The organism is Bacillus sp. N5-665, assembly GCF_022637375.2.
Classification (GTDB): Bacteria; Bacillota; Bacilli; order Bacillales; family Bacillaceae_G; genus Bacillus_A; species Bacillus_A wiedmannii.
Map to the genome: position 1 here is coordinate 4855010 of NZ_CP093325.1, position 18437 is coordinate 4873446.

The window sequence follows — 18437 nt, forward strand, 5'->3', positions numbered from 1 at the left end:
GCCTTTTTATATTCTCTCTGACTTACAACATTTCGAATTCATTAGGGGAGGATTTTCATTTTATGTTTTTCACACAATTATTTAAGCCTGCGCCCCACGCGGAACGCTTACCAGCTGATCGCGTTGATAGCGAATACCGTAAATTACGTTTACAAGTATTCTTAGGTATCTTCATCGGCTACGCAGGTTACTACTTTGTTCGAAAAAACTTTTCACTAGCGATGCCATACTTAATCGAACAAGGCTTTAGTAAAGGGGAACTTGGGGTTATCCTTTCAGCAGTTTCTATCGCTTACGGATTAAGTAAATTTCTTATGGGTATCGTATCCGACCGTTGTAATCCTCGCTATTTTTTAGCAGCTGGGCTATTTTTATCAGGTATCATTAATATTATTTTCGGCTCATTTTCTTTCATTACAACGAGCATTATACTTATGTTTGTCCTTCAGTTTTTAAATGGATGGGTACAAGGTATGGGCTGGCCTCCTTGTGGTCGTACGATGGTTCACTGGTTCTCTATTAGTGAACGTGGTACAAAAATGTCTATTTGGAACGTCGCTCATAATGTCGGTGGCGCACTTATGCCTTCTCTTGTAACATTAGGGTTATATTTCTTTGCAAATGACTGGCATAGTATTTTTTACTTCCCAGGTATTCTTTCAATTTTAGTTGGTATTTATGTATTAATTACGATGAGAGATACACCTCAATCTTGTGGATTACCTTCTATTGAAGAACATACTGGAGAATATCCACCAGATGAAAAAGTAAAAGATCGAGAACGCGAACTTTCAGTAAAAGAAATTTTATTTACATACGTACTAAACAATAAATTTTTATGGTACATCGCTATTGCGAACGTTTTCGTTTATTTCGTACGTTACGGCGTTGTAGACTGGGCTCCTACTTATTTAGTAGAGGAAAAAAGTTTTACTCATAGTAGCTCTCGCACAGCTTATGCTCTATACGAATGGGCTGGTATTCCAGGTACACTTCTTTGCGGATGGATGAGTGATAAACTGTTTAAAGGGCGCCGCGCACCTGCTGGTATTTTATTTATGGTTGGTGTATTTATCGCCGTTCTTGTTTACTGGCTAAATCCTCCTGGTAATCCAATGATTGATAGTATCGCACTTGTCGCAATTGGATTTTTAATTTATGGACCTGTTATGTTAATCGGCCTACACGCACTAGACTTAGCACCAAAAAAAGCTGCTGGAACTGCAGCTGGTTTAACTGGGTTCTTCGGTTACCTAGGTGGAGCTACTTTTGCTAGCGCAGCTATGGGCTTTATCGTCGATGCATTCGGATGGGATGGCGGATTCATCTTATTACTTGTATCTTGTGTACTTGCAATGTTCTTCCTTGCTCTTACTTTAAAGACAGGATCTGCAAAACCAAAACAAGCTTAAGTACTAATATTATTCTTATCAAAAAAAGAGAGACTGTTCTTTCCAGAACACCTCTCTTTTTTCTACATATAATACTTTTTTCTTACAAAAGATTTATTTCCCTCTCACATATATGTTAGCGTTTCCAAAACACCTCAACTACTAATACAACTGCATTCAATTTTTGTATAAAAAGATTTTTGAATATTTTCTCAACTTATACTTGTCAAACATTGTCATTTTATATTAAAATAACAACAACATACAAAATATTTAGTCTTTTCTGAAAAGATGGAGGGATAGCCATGAAGAATCCACTTCTTCGCATTGAAAACTTACAGACTTCCTTTCGCATACAAGATCACTATCATGCAGCAGTAGATGATGTTTCGTTAACTGTCCATGAAAATGAAATTGTCGCGATAGTTGGTGAATCAGGTTGCGGAAAAAGTGCACTTGCCCTTTCTATTATGCGATTGCATAATGAAGCAAATACAAAATTACAAGGGCAGCTTAACTATAGAGATAAGGATTTACTAACTATGTCAGCCGCAGAGATGAATAAAGTACGCGGATCAAACATCGGTATGATTTTCCAAGAACCTCTTACAGCACTCGATCCTCTCATGACAGTTGGAAAACAAATCGAAGAAAACTTAGACTACCACACAAGCCTTTCAAAAGTTGAAAAAAAAGAACGCACCTTAGAACTACTTCATCAAGTTGGTATTCCAAAACCAGAACTTACATATAAACAATACCCACACGAATTATCTGGCGGAATGAGACAAAGAATTGTTATCGCAATTGCAATTGCTTGTAACCCAGCACTCATTATTGCGGATGAGCCAACAACGGCTCTTGACGTAACCATCCAAGCACAAATTTTAGACTTACTAAAATCTATTCAAGAACAAACGAAAATGGGCATCATTTTAATTACTCATGATTTAAGTGTTGTCGCAGAAACAGCCGATCGTATCGTCGTTATGTACGCTGGACAAGTTGTAGAGACAGGAAAAGTTGAAGAGATTTTTAACAATCCTCTTCACCCATATACTCGTTCTCTATTAAACTCCATTCCATCTGCGTATGGTGAAAAAGAAAAATTGCATGTAATTCAAGGGGTGGTTCCTTCGTTAGCGAAGCTTCCTCGCACAGGTTGTCGCTTCCAAGCTCGAATTCCATGGATTAGACCTGATCAACACGAGGAAAATCCAATTTTACATGAAGTAAAACCAGACCATTGGGTACGTTGTACTTGCTACAAGCATTTCAACTTCCAAGATAAGAAAGGAGATGACGTAACTCATGGCACTGCTTAAAGTAGAAGATTTAAAAGTACATTTTCCAATTAAAGGTGGCTTCTTCGGCCGCACATTAGATTACGTGCGTGCTGTCGATGGTGTAAGTTTTGAATTACAACCGGGTGAAACATATGGGATCGTTGGTGAATCAGGAAGTGGCAAATCAACAACGGGTAAAGCAATTATGCATTTAACGAAAGCAACAGAGGGTAGCATTCATTTTAATAATAGAGATTTAACAAAATTAAGTCGCTCTGAGCTACGTGAACAACGAAAAGATATTCAAATGATTTTCCAAGATCCTTATTCATCATTAAATCCGAAGAAACGTGTTCTCGACATTATTGCTGAGCCTCTTCGAAATTTTGAGAAGCTCTCACCTGATGAAGAACGTAGAGCGGTTCAAGAATATCTTGATAAAGTTGGTCTAAATCCAGAGTCAATTTATAAATATCCACATGAATTTTCCGGCGGGCAAAGGCAGCGGATTGGTATTGCACGCGCTCTTACATTAAAACCTAAGCTTATTATCGCTGATGAGCCAGTATCTGCGCTTGATGTCTCTGTACAAGCACAAGTATTAAACTTCTTGCAAGATTTACAAGCTGAGCTCGGACTAACATACTTATTCATTAGTCATGATTTAGGTGTAATTCGTCATATGTGTGACCGTATCGGTGTTATGTATCGCGGACGCATCGTCGAAGAAGCAACTAGTGCAGAAATTTATAGTAATCCGCAACATATTTATACGAAGCGCCTAATATCAGCAATTCCTGATATTCGTCCTGAAAACAGAGAGAGACAGCGTAAGCTCCGTCAACAAGTAAGCTCTGAATACGAGAAATCATACGAAAATTATTTCAATGAAAACGGTCGTGCTTATGACTTAAAAGCAATCTCGCCAACGCACCGGGTGGCATTACCATAAGGGAGTGATAAAACATGTGGAAGTTTATATTACGGAGATTTTTAGTGATGATCCCGCAATTATTCGTGTTAAGTGTACTTGTCTTTCTACTAGCTAAGGCAATGCCAGGCGATGCCTTAACTGGCAAAGCAATGAATCCAAAAGCGGATCCAAAAGTGATTGAAGAACAACGTGAAAAGCTTGGATTAAATGACCCAGTTCCAACACAATATGTTCGCTGGATTAAAAATGCAGCCCAAGGTGACTTTGGTATTTCCTATGCACATAAAATGAAAGTAACCGATTTAATTGGAGAACGACTTGGAAATACAGTATCTTTAGCACTTGTCATTCTTATTCTTACTTATTTAATTGCCATACCACTGGGAGTTATAAGTGGGCGTTGGAATGATACATGGGCTGATCGACTCATTACCCTTTACAACTATCTAGGTTTTGCTACACCACTATTTATATTTGCACTAGTTATGCTCTTCCTATTCGGATTTAAGTTTGCAATATTCCCAACCGGCGGTAGCGTAGATCCTCAAGTTGCAACAGGTACATTTGCTTACTATTTAAGCAAATTGAATCACATGCTACTACCAGCTTTATCCGGGGCATTAATCGCAACAGTTGGTACTGTTCAATATTTACGAAGCGAAATTATTGATACGAAACATAAAGATTTTGTTCGTACAGTAAGAGCAAAAGGTGTTCCAGAATCAAAAATCTATTCTAGACATATTTTACGAAATTCATTCTTACCAATTGCAGCCTTCTTAGGCTATGAAATTACAGGATTAGTTGGCGGTGCCATCTTTTTAGAAAGTATTTTTAGCTATCCAGGAATTGGACAACTATTTATACAATCTATCTCTCAACGTGATTTTAGTGTAATAACTGCACTCGTTATGTTTACTGGATTTGCAACGTTACTTGGAACTCTCCTTTCAGATATTATTCTAAGCATCGTCGATCCACGTATTCGTATTGATTAAAGAAAGGAGATGACGTTATGTTAGCAAACCCTGAAAAACAAACTGAAGTTATTCATTACGAAAAAAGCCCTTCTGGTTTCTCTATTATGTGGCGAGAACTTCGTAAAGATAAATTAGCAATGTTTTCACTTATTTTCCTAGCAATCTTATTACTAGCAGTCTACGCAACATCTTTTATTATGAAACAAGAAGATATTGTACGAGTTGATTTATTCGCTATTTATGCTCCCCCCTCTGCTGAACATTGGTTAGGAACAGATTATGGAGGACGCGATATTTTCGGCCAACTTATTATTGGTACACGGAACTCTTTTACAATTGGATTAGCAATTACTATTCTTTCTTGTTTAATTGGTCTTTCAATTGGATTAATTGCCGGGTATTTTGGAGGAGCTATTGATAATATCATTATGCGCATTATCGACTTTGTTATGGTTTTACCATTTTTAATGCTTGTAATTGTATTTATTACACTTGTTCCTACATTCAATATTTTTACTTTCATTTTAATTATGAGCGTGTTCTTATGGACAGGAAAGGCCAGATTAATTCGCTCAAAAGTATTAACTGAAAAAGAACTAGATTATGTCTCTGCATCTAAAACTTTAGGAACACCAAACTGGAAAATCATTCTTTTCCAAGTACTACCTAACTTAAGTTCAATTATCATTGTTAGCGTTACATTAAATCTTGCTGGAAACATCGGTATTGAATCTGGTCTAACTTTCTTAGGATTTGGTCTACCAGAAAGTACACCAAGCCTTGGTACACTTGTTAGTTATGCTAGAAATCCAGATGTATTACAAGAAAAATGGTGGATTTGGTTACCCGCATCAGTCATGATTTTAACATTGATGCTGTGTATAAATTTTATTGGTCAAGCGCTACGCCGCTCGGCCGACGCAAGACAAAGAAAAGGATAAGGGGTGGAAGAAATGACAAATAAGCCAAAATTTTTCAAAGTATTAAGTACACTTGCCGTTTCAACATTACTACTTTCAGCATGTGGGGGCAGTGGTGGTAGTGAAAAAACGAGCAGCACAAAAAAAGTAGATACAAATAAATTTAGTGCATCTGTTAAAAATGATAAAAAGGAAATTAAAGATGGTTCATTAACATATGGTCTTGTTTCTAACACACCATTTGAAGGACTTTTGAACTTCGCTGTATATGAAGGAGATCCTGATAACCAAGTCATTACAATTTTCGATGAATCTTTATTATCAAATGACGAAAACTGGGAATACACGAATGATGGCGCTGCTACATATGAAATTTCTAAAGATAAAAAGACAATTACATTAAAAATCAAAGATAATGTAAAATGGCATGATGGAAACCCTGTTACCGCTGAGGATTTAGAATACTCTTATCTAGTAATTGGTAACAAACAATATGCTGGTTCTCGCTATGACACTCAAATGCAAATGATTGAAGGTATGGAAGATTACCATAATGGAAAAGCCGAAAAAATTTCGGGTATAAAGGTAACGGATCCAAAAACAATTTCGATTACATTTAAAGAACCGAATCCTTCAGTGAAAACTGGACTTTGGACATATCCTCTTCATAAGAAATACTTAGGAGATGTACCAATCGATAAATTAGCAGAATCTGATAAAATTCGTAAAAACCCAATTGGTTTCGGGCCTTTTAAAGTGAAGAAAATTACGCCAGGTGAAGCCGTTGAATTTGAACGTTTTGATGATTATTATGGCGGAAAACCAAAACTAAAAAGTATGGTTTTAAAAGTTGTTAACCCTTCCGTTGTTAACGCGTCCTTAAAAAATGGTGATATTGACATTGCTGAAGTAAGTGCAGATCAGTATCCAAATGTAAGTAAATTAAAAAATGCACAATTAGTCGGTAAAACTGATTTATACTATAGCTATATCGGTTTTAAATTAGGCCATATGGATAAAGAAAAAGAAGAAGTAGTGATGGATAAGGAGAAATTTAAAGATGTTCGTGTACGTCAAGCAATGGCGTATGCTATCGATCGAAAAGAAATTGGTGAAAAATTATATCACGGCCTACGTTATCCGGCTAACTCACCAATTCCACCATCTCTACCAAAATATCATAACAATAAAGCTGGTGCCTATGATAAAGATATAGAGAAAGCTAAAAAATTATTAGATGAAGCTGGCTATAAAGATACGAACGGAGATGGATTCCGTGAAGATCCGAATGGTAAAGAATTTAAAGCTAATTTCTTATCAATGAGTGGTAGCGATGTAAGTGAACCACTTGCAAAATTCTTTATTCAATCTTGGAAAGACATCGGCCTAAAAGTAGAGCTTCTTGATGGTCGCTTACATGAATTTAACTCATTCTACGATATGATTAAAAAAGATGATCCAAAAGTTGATCTTTTCGCGGCAGCTTGGGGAACTGGATCTGACCCAGATCCTTCTGGTATTTGGGCTAAAGATGCAGCGTTCAATTACCCACGTTGGGCTACTGACAAAAACACAGAATTATTAAAACAAGGTATTTCTCCAGAAGCTGCTGATGAAAAGTACCGTAAAGATGTCTACGATAAATGGCAAAAATTAGTTCATGACGAAGTACCATTAATTCCACTTCATTATAAATTTGACTTAAAAGGTGTAAATAATCGCGTAAAAGATTATAAATATACACCAGAAGATCAATACAAGTGGGGTAAAGTTAGCGTAACAAGCGATAAAGCAGAAACAGAGAAATAAGAAAATAGCTCCTAGCACTAAGATACATGCTAGGAGCTATTTTCTATTTATAATACTTCTCTTGCTATTAATAACAACCAATTCCTTCCCTACTCTAAAATTAAAAGATTTGATGAACCATCTTTATTAAAATAGCTAACGTAACAGATGCAGCAAATCCGCCTAAACAAATTAAGCTTACCCCTTGACTATATGATAAATTTTGCAATGATTTCATTACTTCCATCCTCCCTATCTCCCCTTTGATACTCTTATTTTACCAATGGGAAAAATTTCATAACATCGATTTTTCTGACAACAAACTTACAAATTTGTAAGTTAACATTTTCTAAAACTTATGTATCTAGTATGTCCATACCTTCCCCTTTTATACGCCAAAAAGGACCTTGAATTATATCAAAGTCCTGCTTACACTACAGAGTATCTCACTCAATTTATTTAATAATCATCACCGGGCATTTCACTCGTTTTGCTATTTTATGACTTACACTACCAAGCACCATCTCTTGCAGTGTATTTAATCCTCTACTTCCAGCGATAACAAGATCTATGTCTCCTGTATTTACATATTGAACAATCGTATCTCCTGGATCGCCATGTAATATCGTAATTTTATAAGAAATGTTCTCTTTCTTTAATAAACCTTCAATCTCTTTTAATTTATCTTTTCGACTAGCCGATATTGTTTCTAGATCTGTTTGACCTTGTATAATATCTGATTTTGCCGTTCTATTATCTACTACGTACACAACTTCAACATTTGTTTCTTCGCTACATTTCGCAATATATGTTGCATGTTCCGCTGCTCGAAGTGCATGTTCAGAACCGTCACATGCTAATATAATTTGTTTGTACATATGCTGAATCCCCTTTTCGTTATCCTACCCGTATTATATAATAAAGCCCCCTAAAAAGGAGGCTTCTAACTAGCAATTCTTTTATTATAAGTAGCTAAATTTGAAATAATCTTCGAGCTTCGTTCATTTAATCCCGTTATACTTACTTTCACGCCACTTTGTTCATACTTCATGATAACTTTATCAATTGCAGCTACTGCTGAATCATCCCATATATGCGCATAAGTAAAGTTCAACTCAATTTCTTCCACATCTTCATTGAATGAAAAATTATTTATAAAGTCTGCTGTAGATGCAAAGAAAAGTTGACCATGAATTTCGTATATTTTCTTATTTTCAATATATAAATGTTTCACGTGAATCTTTGCCATATTGAATGCAAATAAAACCGCACTAATTACTGTTCCAATAATTACACCTAATGCTAAATTATGTGTAATTAAGACAATCACAACTGTTACGATCATAACAAACGCATTTCCTTTTGGTACTTTATGAATCGTTGTTACAGAGTTCCAATCAAATGTTCCGATTGAAACCATAATCATTACTGCAACTAAAGCTGCCATTGGAATATGAACGACATAGTCACCTAAAACAAATAGTAATACGATTAAAAATCCGCCCGCTACAAATGTGGATAAACGACCTCGTCCACCTGATTTAATATTAATAACAGATTGTCCAATCATTGCACACCCTGCCATTCCTCCGAAGAAACCAGCCACAATATTTGCAATACCTTGCCCACGTGCTTCTTTATGTTTATTACTTTCCGTATGCGTCATATCATCTAAAACTGAAGCTGTTAATAATGACTCTAGTAAACCGATAATTGCAAGCATAACTGCGTACGGTAAAATAATCCCTAACGTCTCAAGTGTAAAAGGTGCGTCAGGAATGCTAAAGAACGGTAATTCTTTCGGCAAGCTTCCCATATCTCCTACTGTTTTTAACTGCAATCCGCTCATAAGTGCAATACTTGTCACAATAATAATAGAAATAAGTGTAGACGGTACAGCCGTCGTAATACGTGGAAATACATATATAATTACAAGTCCTAATGCGACAAGTGCATACATTTGCCAAGTTGCATGTTTAAAATGTGGTAATTGCGCTGTAAAAACTAAAATTCCAAGTGAATTTAAAAAACCACTCATAACAGATTTAGGTACAAACTTCATAAATGAGCTCAGTTTGAACACGCCAAAAATAATTTGGACAATACCGGTTAATATTGTTGTAGCAAATAAGTATTGCAAACCGTGATCTTTCACGAGCGTGACCATTAATAATGCCATTGCACCTGTTGCAGCTGAAATCATCCCAGTTCGTCCGCCAACAAATGAAATGGTAACTGCAATACAAAAGGCTGCGTATAACCCAACGGTCGGATCCACGCCTGCAATAACTGAGAAAGCAATCGCTTCAGGAATTAACGCTAAAGCAACAACAATTCCTGACAGCACATCCCCTTTCACATTGGAGAACCAGTCATTTTTTATCGTTTGAAACAAAATACCACTCCTCTACTCTTTTATCATTTGATTTTCTCCATAAGAAAACCTAGGCCGACTGCACGAAGGCTATTATATAACGAGTAGAGGATTTTGCGCTATGTAAAAGTTTCCTAAAAAAAGACGCTACCTTCATAGCGTCTTTTCTCATTTCATTAATGTCCACCGTGCCCTTGACCACTTTCCTGAACAATCTCTAACCTTTCATCCAGTATACCTTGTGTTTCAAATGAAATATCACTCGTACTTCCTAATAAGAAGCCGTGGTTATACGGTCCAAGTGTTGGGTCATCTTTAAACTTCGGCTGAATACTAGCAAGGAATTCATACACTGGCTGTGAAGCTTTCCCTTCTTCTAACAATACAACAGGTGCGTGTTTACCCATATGTGAAAATGGTGCCCCTGCAACTGCTAAGTCTGGTGTTTTGCTTGAAACAAATGATAAACCGTGACCTGGTTTTGTAAACCCCCATCCAAATTTCGTTTTTTCATCTTTAAACTTCGCAAATGCAACCGAATTTTCTGTTGGAGTCTCTCCACTAATACGCGTTATTTTTCCGTATTTACTTAACTCTTTTTCTACTGCTTTTGAAATGATTTTTTCTGGTCCTAATACATATATATTCGCTTTATCTTTTCTCATCTTTAATGCCTCTATCGTCGCTTCTGGCACTTTATCTTTTTCTGTATATAAAAGCGGTTCTGGCATATGAGAAATCCAATTTACAGCTGGTGTTGTATATAAACGCCCTTCTTCTTCAGACGAACCGATAATAACACTATTTGGATAGCTACCTGTTATATCGGCATATTCTTTATCCACATCTTTAGCAAATTTAGCTGGATCCGTTTCTTTTATTTGCTTTACTTTATATGCTTTTAATTGCTCAAGGATAGATGGACCTACATCCCCCATCAACATAATTTGTGTTCCATCTTTCGTTCCGAGCGGATTTAATCGTTTTATTTCTTTTAACGTCATTTCGGGTACCTTTTCTTTTTCTATAAATAAAATTGGCCCGTTATTCGGATGGTGAATAAGATCCGCACTTGCAATACCTAATTGCCACTCGTTTACTGGTACTAAAATAACAGCGCCTGGCTGATTCTCTTTATGCGTTGCTGGCCATATCGTTTGCGAAGTTAATACTGCCATTTGCATAGGGTCATTTGTATTTAATCTCGTTACATTTTTTAAACTCGTCGTTAATACATCATTCGATGCCCCTTTATTCATTTCTTTCGGCGCACTTACCTCCTGCTTCATTTTCATTTTCATTTCCTTTTGCTCTGTTTTCTTCTCTTCTTTAGATTCATGATTTTTATGATCTGTGTTCGTTTGCCCACACGCCGCAAGACCAGCCGCCGCAATTATTGTTATCCCTAAAATTCGGGTCATCTTTTTCACTATACCGCCTCCGTATGAATCGTTTTCGAGCCAATATGATTACCTAAATTAGAATTTCACCTTTACAATAACAAGCAATTCTGAAGAAATTATGCAGATGCATTATAATCTGCACCATTTCTTCATGATTTTGACTTACAATTTAAATAATAACTACAAATGCGGAGGTACTCTATGGTCGATATACTACTCGTAGATGATGAGCCGAGAATGCTTGAATTATTAACACTTTATCTTACTCCAATCGGATACAACTGCGTATGTGCAGTATCCGGTGAAGAAGCTATTTCACATATAGAAAATCGAAACTTCAAGTTTGTTTTACTTGATATTATGATGCCAAAGATGGACGGATGGGAAACGTGCAAAAGAATTCGATCATTTAGTAACGTTCCTATCATTATGGTAACTGCTCGTGATCAAACGGTAGATGTCGTCCAAGGATTAAAACTTGGCGCAGATGATTACGTGACGAAACCGTTCCATGAAGAGGAGCTTTTCGCAAGAATTGAAGCTGTTTTAAGGCGAACGAATCAACACGCACAAATCCAATATCACGGCATTTTATGGGATGAGGCAAAGCATTTCGCTTCTGTCCATAATGAAGAACTTCTTCTCACTCCAATCGAATTCTCTTTACTCGGATTATTTTTACGTCATGTGAACTACGTATTAAGCCGCGATCAGCTCATTGAACGAATTTGGGGATTAAATACAAATACAGAAGATAGAACAGTCGATTCACATATTCGTAATTTGCGTGATAAATTACGAAAAGTAAATTTTCCTATTGATCATCATTTAAAAACTGTTTACGGAGTCGGGTATCGATGGATTGATACTCTAGATTAAGGAGCAAAACGATGAAGCGAATATCTATTCAACTCGGATTTTATTTTTTAATTGTTACACTTTTAATCGAAAGTGTTCTATTTGTCTTACTTTATTATAGCCTTGTCAACAATAGAGTAAATGAAGAAATGACAGCTTTATTAAAGCGTGGAAATAGTCACCGAGATGTCCTTGAAAAGTATTTTGATAAGCAAACAATCTCCCATGTTGCCCTAATGGAATCCGAAGCTGAAACCACTGTTGTTATTACAAATGCAAATAAAGAAGTACTGGCTAAATCCAACAAAATAAATACTACGATAAAAAAGCATATCGAAAAAATGCAAACACGGACAGATCATGACGGAGCAATTATAGAAAATCATTGGAAAACATCTAATTATATATGTACAGTTAGTCCTATTATAGTGGCAGGCAAAACAGAAGGCTACGTATATATGTTTCTCGGAACGGAATCAATCGAGGAAATGGTTAACGGGCTAACAAGACAATTCATTATTGCTGGAGTCATTACTTTTCTATTAACAGCCATCACCATCTTTCTATTATCACGGTTGTTAACAAAACCATTGTTACACATGAAACATGCCACTGAAAAAATGAGTAAAGGCGACTTATCTGTTTCATTAACAACTACTCGAAATGATGAAATTGGTGAGCTAGCATCATCTATTCAAACGCTTGCTAATGATTTACATTATATGAAAACAGAGCGAAGTGAATTTCTAGCAAGTGTTGCTCACGAATTACGAACACCGTTAACATACGTAAGAGGTTATGCTGACATTGCTTTAAAAGAAACCACATCTCCTGAGCAACGTTTGCGATATTTATCTATTATAAAAGATGAGTCTGATTACATTACAAACTTAGTTCAAGATTTATTTTCACTTGCACAAATAGAACAACATAACTTCTCTATTCAAGTAAAAGAAGTACATTTACACACCTTCCTTACTCGCATAGCCGAAAAAGTAAACGCCATGTATAAAGAAAGACATATTAAAGTTTCCTTCTTTTGTCCTCCTACACTGGTAGTAAGCTTAGATGAACAGCGATTTGAACAAGTTATAGTGAACATTTTAAATAACGCTTATAGACATTCAAACGAACATTCTCATATAAACATTTCTGTTACAGAAGAAAATAAACGTATTTCCATTACAATTGAAGATGAAGGTGAAGGTATTCCGCCTGAAGACCTCCCTCACATTTTCGACCGCTTTTATCGAGTTGATAAAGCTAGATCACGCGCTACAGGCGGAACTGGTTTAGGACTATCTATCGTGAAAGAAATTGTAGAACTACACAGCGGGAATATTACTGTAACGAGCGAAGTCGATCATGGGTCTTGTTTTATCATTTCATTATCATCTATATAGAAATACAACTATCATTAATTAACCTACAAACTTACATCATAATTGACATATGAAAACGCCCAGAGCAGAAAAAACTCTGAGCGTCTTTTATTGTCTTATTGAATTAAATTCTCCTTTAACTTAAATAAAATTAAAGGCAAAACTTAAATAAATTTCTAAACATATTCATTTCACACTCTTTATTCTAAAAAGAATCTTTAATTCTACTTAAAGTAACACTCTTTATATTTGTAATGGTTTATAAGCCAATGCTTTATCTATAATTTCTCTGGCAGTTAATTCTTCATCACTCCAGAAAATATAATCACTTATTTTAGGGTCAATAACAGACGATTTAACCATGTCCAACCAAATTGCCAGCTCCCATTCTTCTCCTTCTGTATCCATAAGTTTTTGAACCAAGGTAACTAACTCTTCTCTATTTAACTCTCCTAACTTTATATTTTTATGATTAATAGCTCTTTTTACAATGTATTCTGCACCGTAGTCAGCAAAAAATAATTCTTTTGCACGTGGATAAGGAACACTCTTTTCAAATACAGTCAGTTTATGTTCAAAATCTTCTCCAAAATCTTGTAGCTCTTGAATTTCTAAAACTAATTTTAATAGTTTCTTTTCATCCAATTCCTCACTCCCTTTATTCAAGACAACCACCTCAGTAATCTAAGTACATTTCTTCATAATTTCCATATTCATTTCAACATAAAATTACAATTTCCCTTTTGAATTATCGAAATTAATATGTTATCTGTTATCCCTTATGTTAATTGATATGTTAAAGACAGATAAATATTGATATAACTAGGAATAAGAATAGACCAAATCAGATGTGATTTGGTCTATTCATTGGTAGGTTATTCACTTTACCTCATAATATAAATTTACAAATTGCCCAAAACGTTTCGTATCCGTCAAAGTTAAATTAATTTCTGGATTCTTTTCTTTAAATAATGGAACACCAGAGCCTAATATATGCGGTGTAATCGTAACAACATATTCATCAATTAGATTATTCTTAAAGAATTCTCTCAGTAGCTCTCCTCCACCAACCATCCATATTTTAGATCCTTCTTGTGCTTTTAACCTTTTTGTAAACTCCACTACATCTTCATTTACAAACTCTACGTTTCCGTCTGAACCTTTTTCTGAACGAGAAAAAACATAACATGTTTTATCTAAGTACGGGAATGTTTCCGTATGCTCTACTACATAATCGTACGTTTTCTTTCCCATAATTATTGTATCAATCGTTTCGTACATTTCTGTATAACCGTTATCTCCCTCTCCTTCCGTTTCCATTAACCACTCTAAATCATCATTTTCTTTCGCAATATATCCATCTAAGCTCGCCGCAATAAATAAAACTATTTCACGTGACATATTTTTCCTCCTTATATCTCATCTTGATAACATATGATGTAAACAATATACTAACAATAAAATATGACACTTTATGTCATGTTAAAAAGAAAAAGGTGATACATTTGTCAAAAGCTAAACGCTTATTAGATATTCTTATATTTGCTTCTGCCAAAAAGACATTTACAGCTCAAGAAATAGCTGATGAATTTAATATTTCCGTTCGTACGGTTCATAGATACATTTTAGATTTAAGTGATATGGGATTACCCATTTATGCTGAACAAGGTCGTAATGGAGGATATAAAGTATTAACAAATAGGGTCATTCCACCTATCTTATTTACGGAAGAAGAAGCGGTCTCCATCTTTTTTGCCTTTCAATCTTTAAGCTACTACCGAGACCTGCCTTTTAATACAGAGATCAATTCTGTTACACATAAACTGTATAGCTCTCTACAACATGATGCGAAGACGAAAGTTGATAAAATACGTTCTTATATCGCTTTTTGGAATCCAAAGAGAACAATTGATACACCTCTTTTAAACGAAGTATTAACAGCCGCTATTGAAAATAAAAATTTACACTTTCAATACGAATCTAAAACAGGAATAAAAACAAAACACGTTCACCCTATCGGTGTATATGCTCATGACGGGCTATGGTACTTACCATCCTATGACTTCAGTAGAAAAAAAGTATTACTGTATCGCGTTGATCGTATTCTTTCTATATTATCAACAGAAGAAAATGAAAGTACGTTCATGAATTTAGAAGAATGGTTTGACTCTAGCTCTAACGTCATAAACATTCCTACCCAGTTACATGTCTTATTAACGACAGAAGGTGTGCGCCAATGTAAAAGCGTGCCTTACCTTGAAGAATTCGTGGTAGGAAACGAAGACGGGACAGGATATATACATTCAACAATTGATAAAGGTGAAATCAATTTTATTACCCCTTTATTTTATAGACTTGGAAAAGATGCACGAGTTTTAGAGCCAAAAGAATTGATAGATAGTTTACGTATACGTGCGAAAGAAGTTTTACATATGTATGAAGACGAAAAAAGCTGCTAGATATAAGCAGCTTTTTGTTTATTTGTTCCTATTGTTTTGACTGTTGACGAATATCAATCCACCAACGATATGACGCATTCATATTTTCAGTACTTCCATTCCCTCTGTAATGGAAAGCATCCAAAAAGATTGAATCTAGTTTATCTTCATCTACAAAATAACCTAAGTTAACTTTTACCGTTTCTCCTGGTCGGATACTGCCAATATTGTAGAAGCTTTTCCCGTCTCCGTGAGGTTCTAAATAATCAACTTCGCCCGTCATAATATTTTTTTCCGCAATTCCAGCTCTTTCAGCGTAATTCCATACATTCCCCTTACTTTTAAGCACTTGTATGGATGGATGCATATAGATTTCTTTTGTTTCCTGTTTACCTATATTTTTCACTGTTGTTGTCAAGTAGACAAATTTAGGCTGAATTAATCTTGACTCTACTAATTGATCAATTGAATCTTTACCATTTCCAAATTTATATTCATCCCGTCTATATGGTATCAATTGTCCAGCTTGATCCAAAGCCTGATTCTCGCTTAGTATTCCTAAACCAAGTTCATTAAAGTTTTCTTGTTTAAAATCTTTAATGGAATCAAAAACTTCAACTTTTTCTATCACATATTCAATTTTACTGTTATCCATGATAATGGTTACTGGAACCTTTTGTCCTATATGAAATAGTCGTTTACTATCTTTTTTCAAAGGAATCACCTTAGTTTGTTTAGGCTTACTTTCTTCGCTAAAATACTTTTTATCATAATCTGTTATATGTGATGCCTTTTCTTTTGACGTAGGCTCAAGGGAAATGTTCCCTAACACATCCACCATTTGTTCTTCGTTTATATCGTTTCCAATATAACTTTGTAACATGATCCCCTCTTTCTCAAAAAAGAGAAAGACCTCTCTGTTAAACGCTAAATTGTTGTCTCCAGTTTCTTTATTGACAATCACTGCTTTCTTGCCATTTATCTCTTTCTCTTCGTAGCTTTTTGAGTACAGCGTTTTAAAATTCGAATCTTTTCCTACTCTCCAAAGAATGAATGAAAATCCACCCTTTGCGTAGTTATCTTTAAATGAATATTTCATAGCACTGTCATCAATTGCTTCCATATTTTCTGGCAATTTACCAATCTTCAACTTATACCACTTGTCAGCCTTTTTCGAGTCATTGTTTGTTACTGAAACATTTACTTCGTAATTTTGTTTTTGGACAATCATATTATAGACTTTCACTGCCCCAAAAACGGTTGTCGGCATGCCAATCAATAAGCAAGCAGCAGCGATTAACATACGATGTTTTTTACGCTTTTTCTGCGGTTGTCCATCTTTCAGCTTCATTTCCTCCATAAACAATTTCTTTTTGCGCGTATATGTATGTGAAAATTCATGCTGTTCTTCGAGTTTATCAAAATCATCTAAAGCAATTTTTTCAGCAAGTTCATATATTTCTTTGGAGTTCTTTGAATTCGTCATGTTGTATACCTCCTATCATATTTTGAACTCGTTTTCGAGCGCGTTCAAACTGCTTACGGACATTGGCCTCCGTTATCCCCATGACACTTGAAATTTCTTGATACGTTAAGTTATAGAAGACTTTGTACTTAAACACCTGTCTGTTCGATTCATTTAACTCTTTTAGCAATGTATCAATTTGAACCTCAGACATTTTACGTTTTTCCCACTCTTCAATATTTTCATCTACTACTTCTGTTGATTCTCTTTCATATTCTTCTAAGAATGTTTTATGTCGCTTATTTTTCCGATAACTATCAATCGCCTTGTTTTTCGCGACCTTCAAAATGTAGCGTTTAAGCTCTTCAGTGCTCAAGCTATGGAGCTTTTCCAAGTTCTTATAAAGAGTAATAAACGTCTCTTGAACCGCATCTTCAGCCTGCTGAATATTATTTAAAATAGAATAAGCCACATAATAAATTTTTTGTTCGTACAACTCATATAGCTCTTCCATCTTTTCATAACCGTTGTTTGTAACTTTCATATAATTCCTCCTCTCACTCTATATAACGAATGAGCGCTATACTTTGTGACACTGCAAAATCTTTTTATAGATAAAATTTAATAATAGAATAAACAAAAGCCCAATTTCTCTATTGTAACTGAGAAATTGAGCTTTTTGTTTATTGTAATTTTCCTGACTGCCCCGTTAAAAACAACTCTCTTACGCCTTTTCAGTAAGCAGCATTTGCTCTATCGCTTCTTTTAACAAATTCTTTGTCTCTTCCAAGTTATAATTCTTCTTTTCTCCTAGCTGTACCGTATAAAACTCGGCAAACGAGCGCTCTTTATATCTTGGTACGACATGCATATGGTAATGTGTTAACTCGTTAAAGATTCCACCATTTTGGCAAATTGTAATTCCGTCAGGTTTATATAATGCCTTAATCGATTTTGCAATCAGCTTAGAAGCATCCATAATGGATTTTGCTACAACATCATCTAATTCGTCTACTTCTACAACATGTTGCTTTGGCACAATTAAAGTATGTCCTGGATAGAAAGGTTCATGATCTAAAAAACATGTTACATAGTCATCTTCATATATTTTATATATAATTTCTTCTTCGTTGGCTAATTTACACCCTAAACATTCCATCATATTTCCCCCTTTATTAAAAACATAAAAACGTGAGAGCCGTATTCTCACGTTTTTAT

Annotated in this window: 18 protein-coding genes; 9 read left to right on the top strand and 9 right to left on the bottom strand. The window is 35.2% G+C overall.

Annotated features, from left to right (window positions below; genetic code table 11):
* The first annotated feature begins 62 nt into the window (after positions 1-62).
* From glpT to opp4A, 6 genes are all read left to right on the top strand, one after another.
* Positions 63-1412, top strand: a complete 1350-nt coding sequence (gene glpT, locus MNO09_RS27615) for a glycerol-3-phosphate transporter (protein ID WP_000466387.1) — start codon at positions 63-65, stop codon at positions 1410-1412.
* 284 nt (positions 1413-1696) lie between these two features.
* Positions 1697-2716: an ABC transporter ATP-binding protein gene (locus tag MNO09_RS27620; protein ID WP_000795364.1), complete on the top strand. Its 1020-nt coding sequence runs from the start codon at positions 1697-1699 to the stop codon at positions 2714-2716.
* The gene (locus tag MNO09_RS27625) at positions 2703-3629 is read left to right on the top strand and encodes an ABC transporter ATP-binding protein (protein ID WP_001196372.1); all 927 of its coding nucleotides are present in this window, start codon (positions 2703-2705) and stop codon (positions 3627-3629) included. The genes MNO09_RS27620 and MNO09_RS27625 overlap by 14 nt, the downstream gene beginning before the upstream one ends.
* A 14-nt stretch (positions 3630-3643) precedes the next feature.
* Positions 3644-4609: an oligopeptide ABC transporter permease gene (opp4B, locus tag MNO09_RS27630; protein WP_033657692.1), complete on the top strand. Its 966-nt coding sequence runs from the start codon at positions 3644-3646 to the stop codon at positions 4607-4609.
* A gap of 17 nt (positions 4610-4626) precedes the next feature.
* Entirely contained in the window at positions 4627-5532 is a 906-nt protein-coding gene (locus MNO09_RS27635; protein ID WP_000880734.1) for an ABC transporter permease, read from the top strand.
* Positions 5533-5544: 12 nt separating this feature from the next.
* Positions 5545-7320 carry an oligopeptide ABC transporter substrate-binding protein gene (gene opp4A / locus MNO09_RS27640; RefSeq protein WP_000182624.1) on the top strand — a complete coding sequence of 592 codons (1776 nt, stop codon included), beginning with the start codon at positions 5545-5547 and terminating at the stop codon, positions 7318-7320.
* A gap of 100 nt (positions 7321-7420) precedes the next feature.
* On the opposite strand, the gene MNO09_RS27645 is transcribed toward opp4A, so the two are convergent.
* The 4 genes from MNO09_RS27645 to MNO09_RS27660 form a co-directional block, all read right to left on the bottom strand.
* Entirely contained in the window at positions 7421-7546 is a 126-nt protein-coding gene (locus MNO09_RS27645; protein WP_000453509.1) for a DUF4027 family protein, read from the bottom strand.
* 208 nt (positions 7547-7754) lie between these two features.
* A complete protein-coding gene (locus tag MNO09_RS27650; RefSeq protein WP_000277996.1) occupies positions 7755-8177 on the bottom strand; it encodes a universal stress protein in 423 nt (140 codons plus the stop codon).
* Between the two features lie 65 nt (positions 8178-8242).
* Positions 8243-9694 (bottom strand): SulP family inorganic anion transporter, encoded by a 1452-nt coding sequence (locus MNO09_RS27655; protein ID WP_088106826.1) that lies wholly within the window; start codon positions 9692-9694, stop codon positions 8243-8245.
* Between the two features lie 155 nt (positions 9695-9849).
* Complete coding sequence (locus tag MNO09_RS27660) at positions 9850-11103, bottom strand: cell wall-binding repeat-containing protein (protein WP_000738886.1); 1254 nt, start codon at positions 11101-11103, stop codon at positions 9850-9852.
* A 174-nt stretch (positions 11104-11277) separates the two neighbouring features.
* On the opposite strand from MNO09_RS27660, the gene MNO09_RS27665 reads away from it, so the two are divergent.
* Together MNO09_RS27665 and MNO09_RS27670 are read left to right on the top strand one after the other, a co-directional pair.
* A complete protein-coding gene (locus tag MNO09_RS27665) occupies positions 11278-11955 on the top strand; it encodes a response regulator transcription factor (RefSeq protein WP_000227658.1) in 678 nt (225 codons plus the stop codon).
* An 11-nt stretch (positions 11956-11966) separates the two neighbouring features.
* The gene (locus MNO09_RS27670; RefSeq protein WP_000822572.1) at positions 11967-13337 is read left to right on the top strand and encodes a sensor histidine kinase; all 1371 of its coding nucleotides are present in this window, start codon (positions 11967-11969) and stop codon (positions 13335-13337) included.
* Positions 13338-13559: 222 nt separating this feature from the next.
* On the opposite strand, the gene MNO09_RS27675 is transcribed toward MNO09_RS27670, so the two are convergent.
* The gene (locus MNO09_RS27675; protein WP_001032608.1) at positions 13560-13982 is read right to left on the bottom strand and encodes a bacteriocin immunity protein; all 423 of its coding nucleotides are present in this window, start codon (positions 13980-13982) and stop codon (positions 13560-13562) included.
* A gap of 213 nt (positions 13983-14195) precedes the next feature.
* A complete protein-coding gene (locus tag MNO09_RS27680; RefSeq protein WP_000085784.1) occupies positions 14196-14717 on the bottom strand; it encodes a dihydrofolate reductase family protein in 522 nt (173 codons plus the stop codon).
* 104 nt (positions 14718-14821) lie between these two features.
* Between MNO09_RS27680 and MNO09_RS27685 the strand changes: the two genes are divergently transcribed.
* The gene (locus tag MNO09_RS27685) at positions 14822-15775 is read left to right on the top strand and encodes a helix-turn-helix transcriptional regulator (protein ID WP_000030253.1); all 954 of its coding nucleotides are present in this window, start codon (positions 14822-14824) and stop codon (positions 15773-15775) included.
* Between the two features lie 28 nt (positions 15776-15803).
* Here the strand turns inward: MNO09_RS27685 and MNO09_RS27690 are convergent, their stop codons facing one another.
* The 3 genes from MNO09_RS27690 to MNO09_RS27700 all read right to left on the bottom strand — a co-directional run bounded on the left by MNO09_RS27690 (position 15804) and on the right by MNO09_RS27700 (position 18378).
* Positions 15804-17240: a DUF4367 domain-containing protein gene (locus tag MNO09_RS27690; protein ID WP_078183482.1), complete on the bottom strand. Its 1437-nt coding sequence runs from the start codon at positions 17238-17240 to the stop codon at positions 15804-15806.
* Positions 17206-17763 carry an RNA polymerase sigma factor gene (locus MNO09_RS27695; RefSeq protein WP_000869296.1) on the bottom strand — a complete coding sequence of 186 codons (558 nt, stop codon included), beginning with the start codon at positions 17761-17763 and terminating at the stop codon, positions 17206-17208. The genes MNO09_RS27690 and MNO09_RS27695 overlap by 35 nt, the downstream gene beginning before the upstream one ends.
* A gap of 180 nt (positions 17764-17943) precedes the next feature.
* Entirely contained in the window at positions 17944-18378 is a 435-nt protein-coding gene (locus MNO09_RS27700) for an HIT family protein (protein WP_000388965.1), read from the bottom strand.
* Positions 18379-18437 lie beyond the last annotated feature (59 nt).

Bases quoted from the DNA above. Each gene is read 5' to 3' on its own strand.
- MNO09_RS27665 (WP_000227658.1), top strand. From the start codon at position 11,278: ATGGTCGATATACTACTCGTAGATGATGAGCCGAGAATGCTTGAATTA.
- MNO09_RS27650 (WP_000277996.1), bottom strand. From the start codon at position 8,177: ATGTACAAACAAATTATATTAGCATGTGACGGTTCTGAACATGCACTT.
- opp4B (WP_033657692.1), top strand. From the start codon at position 3,644: ATGTGGAAGTTTATATTACGGAGATTTTTAGTGATGATCCCGCAATTA.
- MNO09_RS27645 (WP_000453509.1), bottom strand. From the start codon at position 7,546: ATGGAAGTAATGAAATCATTGCAAAATTTATCATATAGTCAAGGGGTA.
- MNO09_RS27670 (WP_000822572.1), top strand. From the start codon at position 11,967: ATGAAGCGAATATCTATTCAACTCGGATTTTATTTTTTAATTGTTACA.
- MNO09_RS27620 (WP_000795364.1), top strand. From the start codon at position 1,697: ATGAAGAATCCACTTCTTCGCATTGAAAACTTACAGACTTCCTTTCGC.
- MNO09_RS27680 (WP_000085784.1), bottom strand. From the start codon at position 14,717: ATGTCACGTGAAATAGTTTTATTTATTGCGGCGAGCTTAGATGGATAT.
- MNO09_RS27695 (WP_000869296.1), bottom strand. From the start codon at position 17,763: ATGAAAGTTACAAACAACGGTTATGAAAAGATGGAAGAGCTATATGAG.
- opp4A (WP_000182624.1), top strand. From the start codon at position 5,545: ATGACAAATAAGCCAAAATTTTTCAAAGTATTAAGTACACTTGCCGTT.
- MNO09_RS27635 (WP_000880734.1), top strand. From the start codon at position 4,627: ATGTTAGCAAACCCTGAAAAACAAACTGAAGTTATTCATTACGAAAAA.
- MNO09_RS27690 (WP_078183482.1), bottom strand. From the start codon at position 17,240: ATGACGAATTCAAAGAACTCCAAAGAAATATATGAACTTGCTGAAAAA.
- MNO09_RS27625 (WP_001196372.1), top strand. From the start codon at position 2,703: ATGGCACTGCTTAAAGTAGAAGATTTAAAAGTACATTTTCCAATTAAA.
- glpT (WP_000466387.1), top strand. From the start codon at position 63: ATGTTTTTCACACAATTATTTAAGCCTGCGCCCCACGCGGAACGCTTA.
- MNO09_RS27700 (WP_000388965.1), bottom strand. From the start codon at position 18,378: ATGGAATGTTTAGGGTGTAAATTAGCCAACGAAGAAGAAATTATATAT.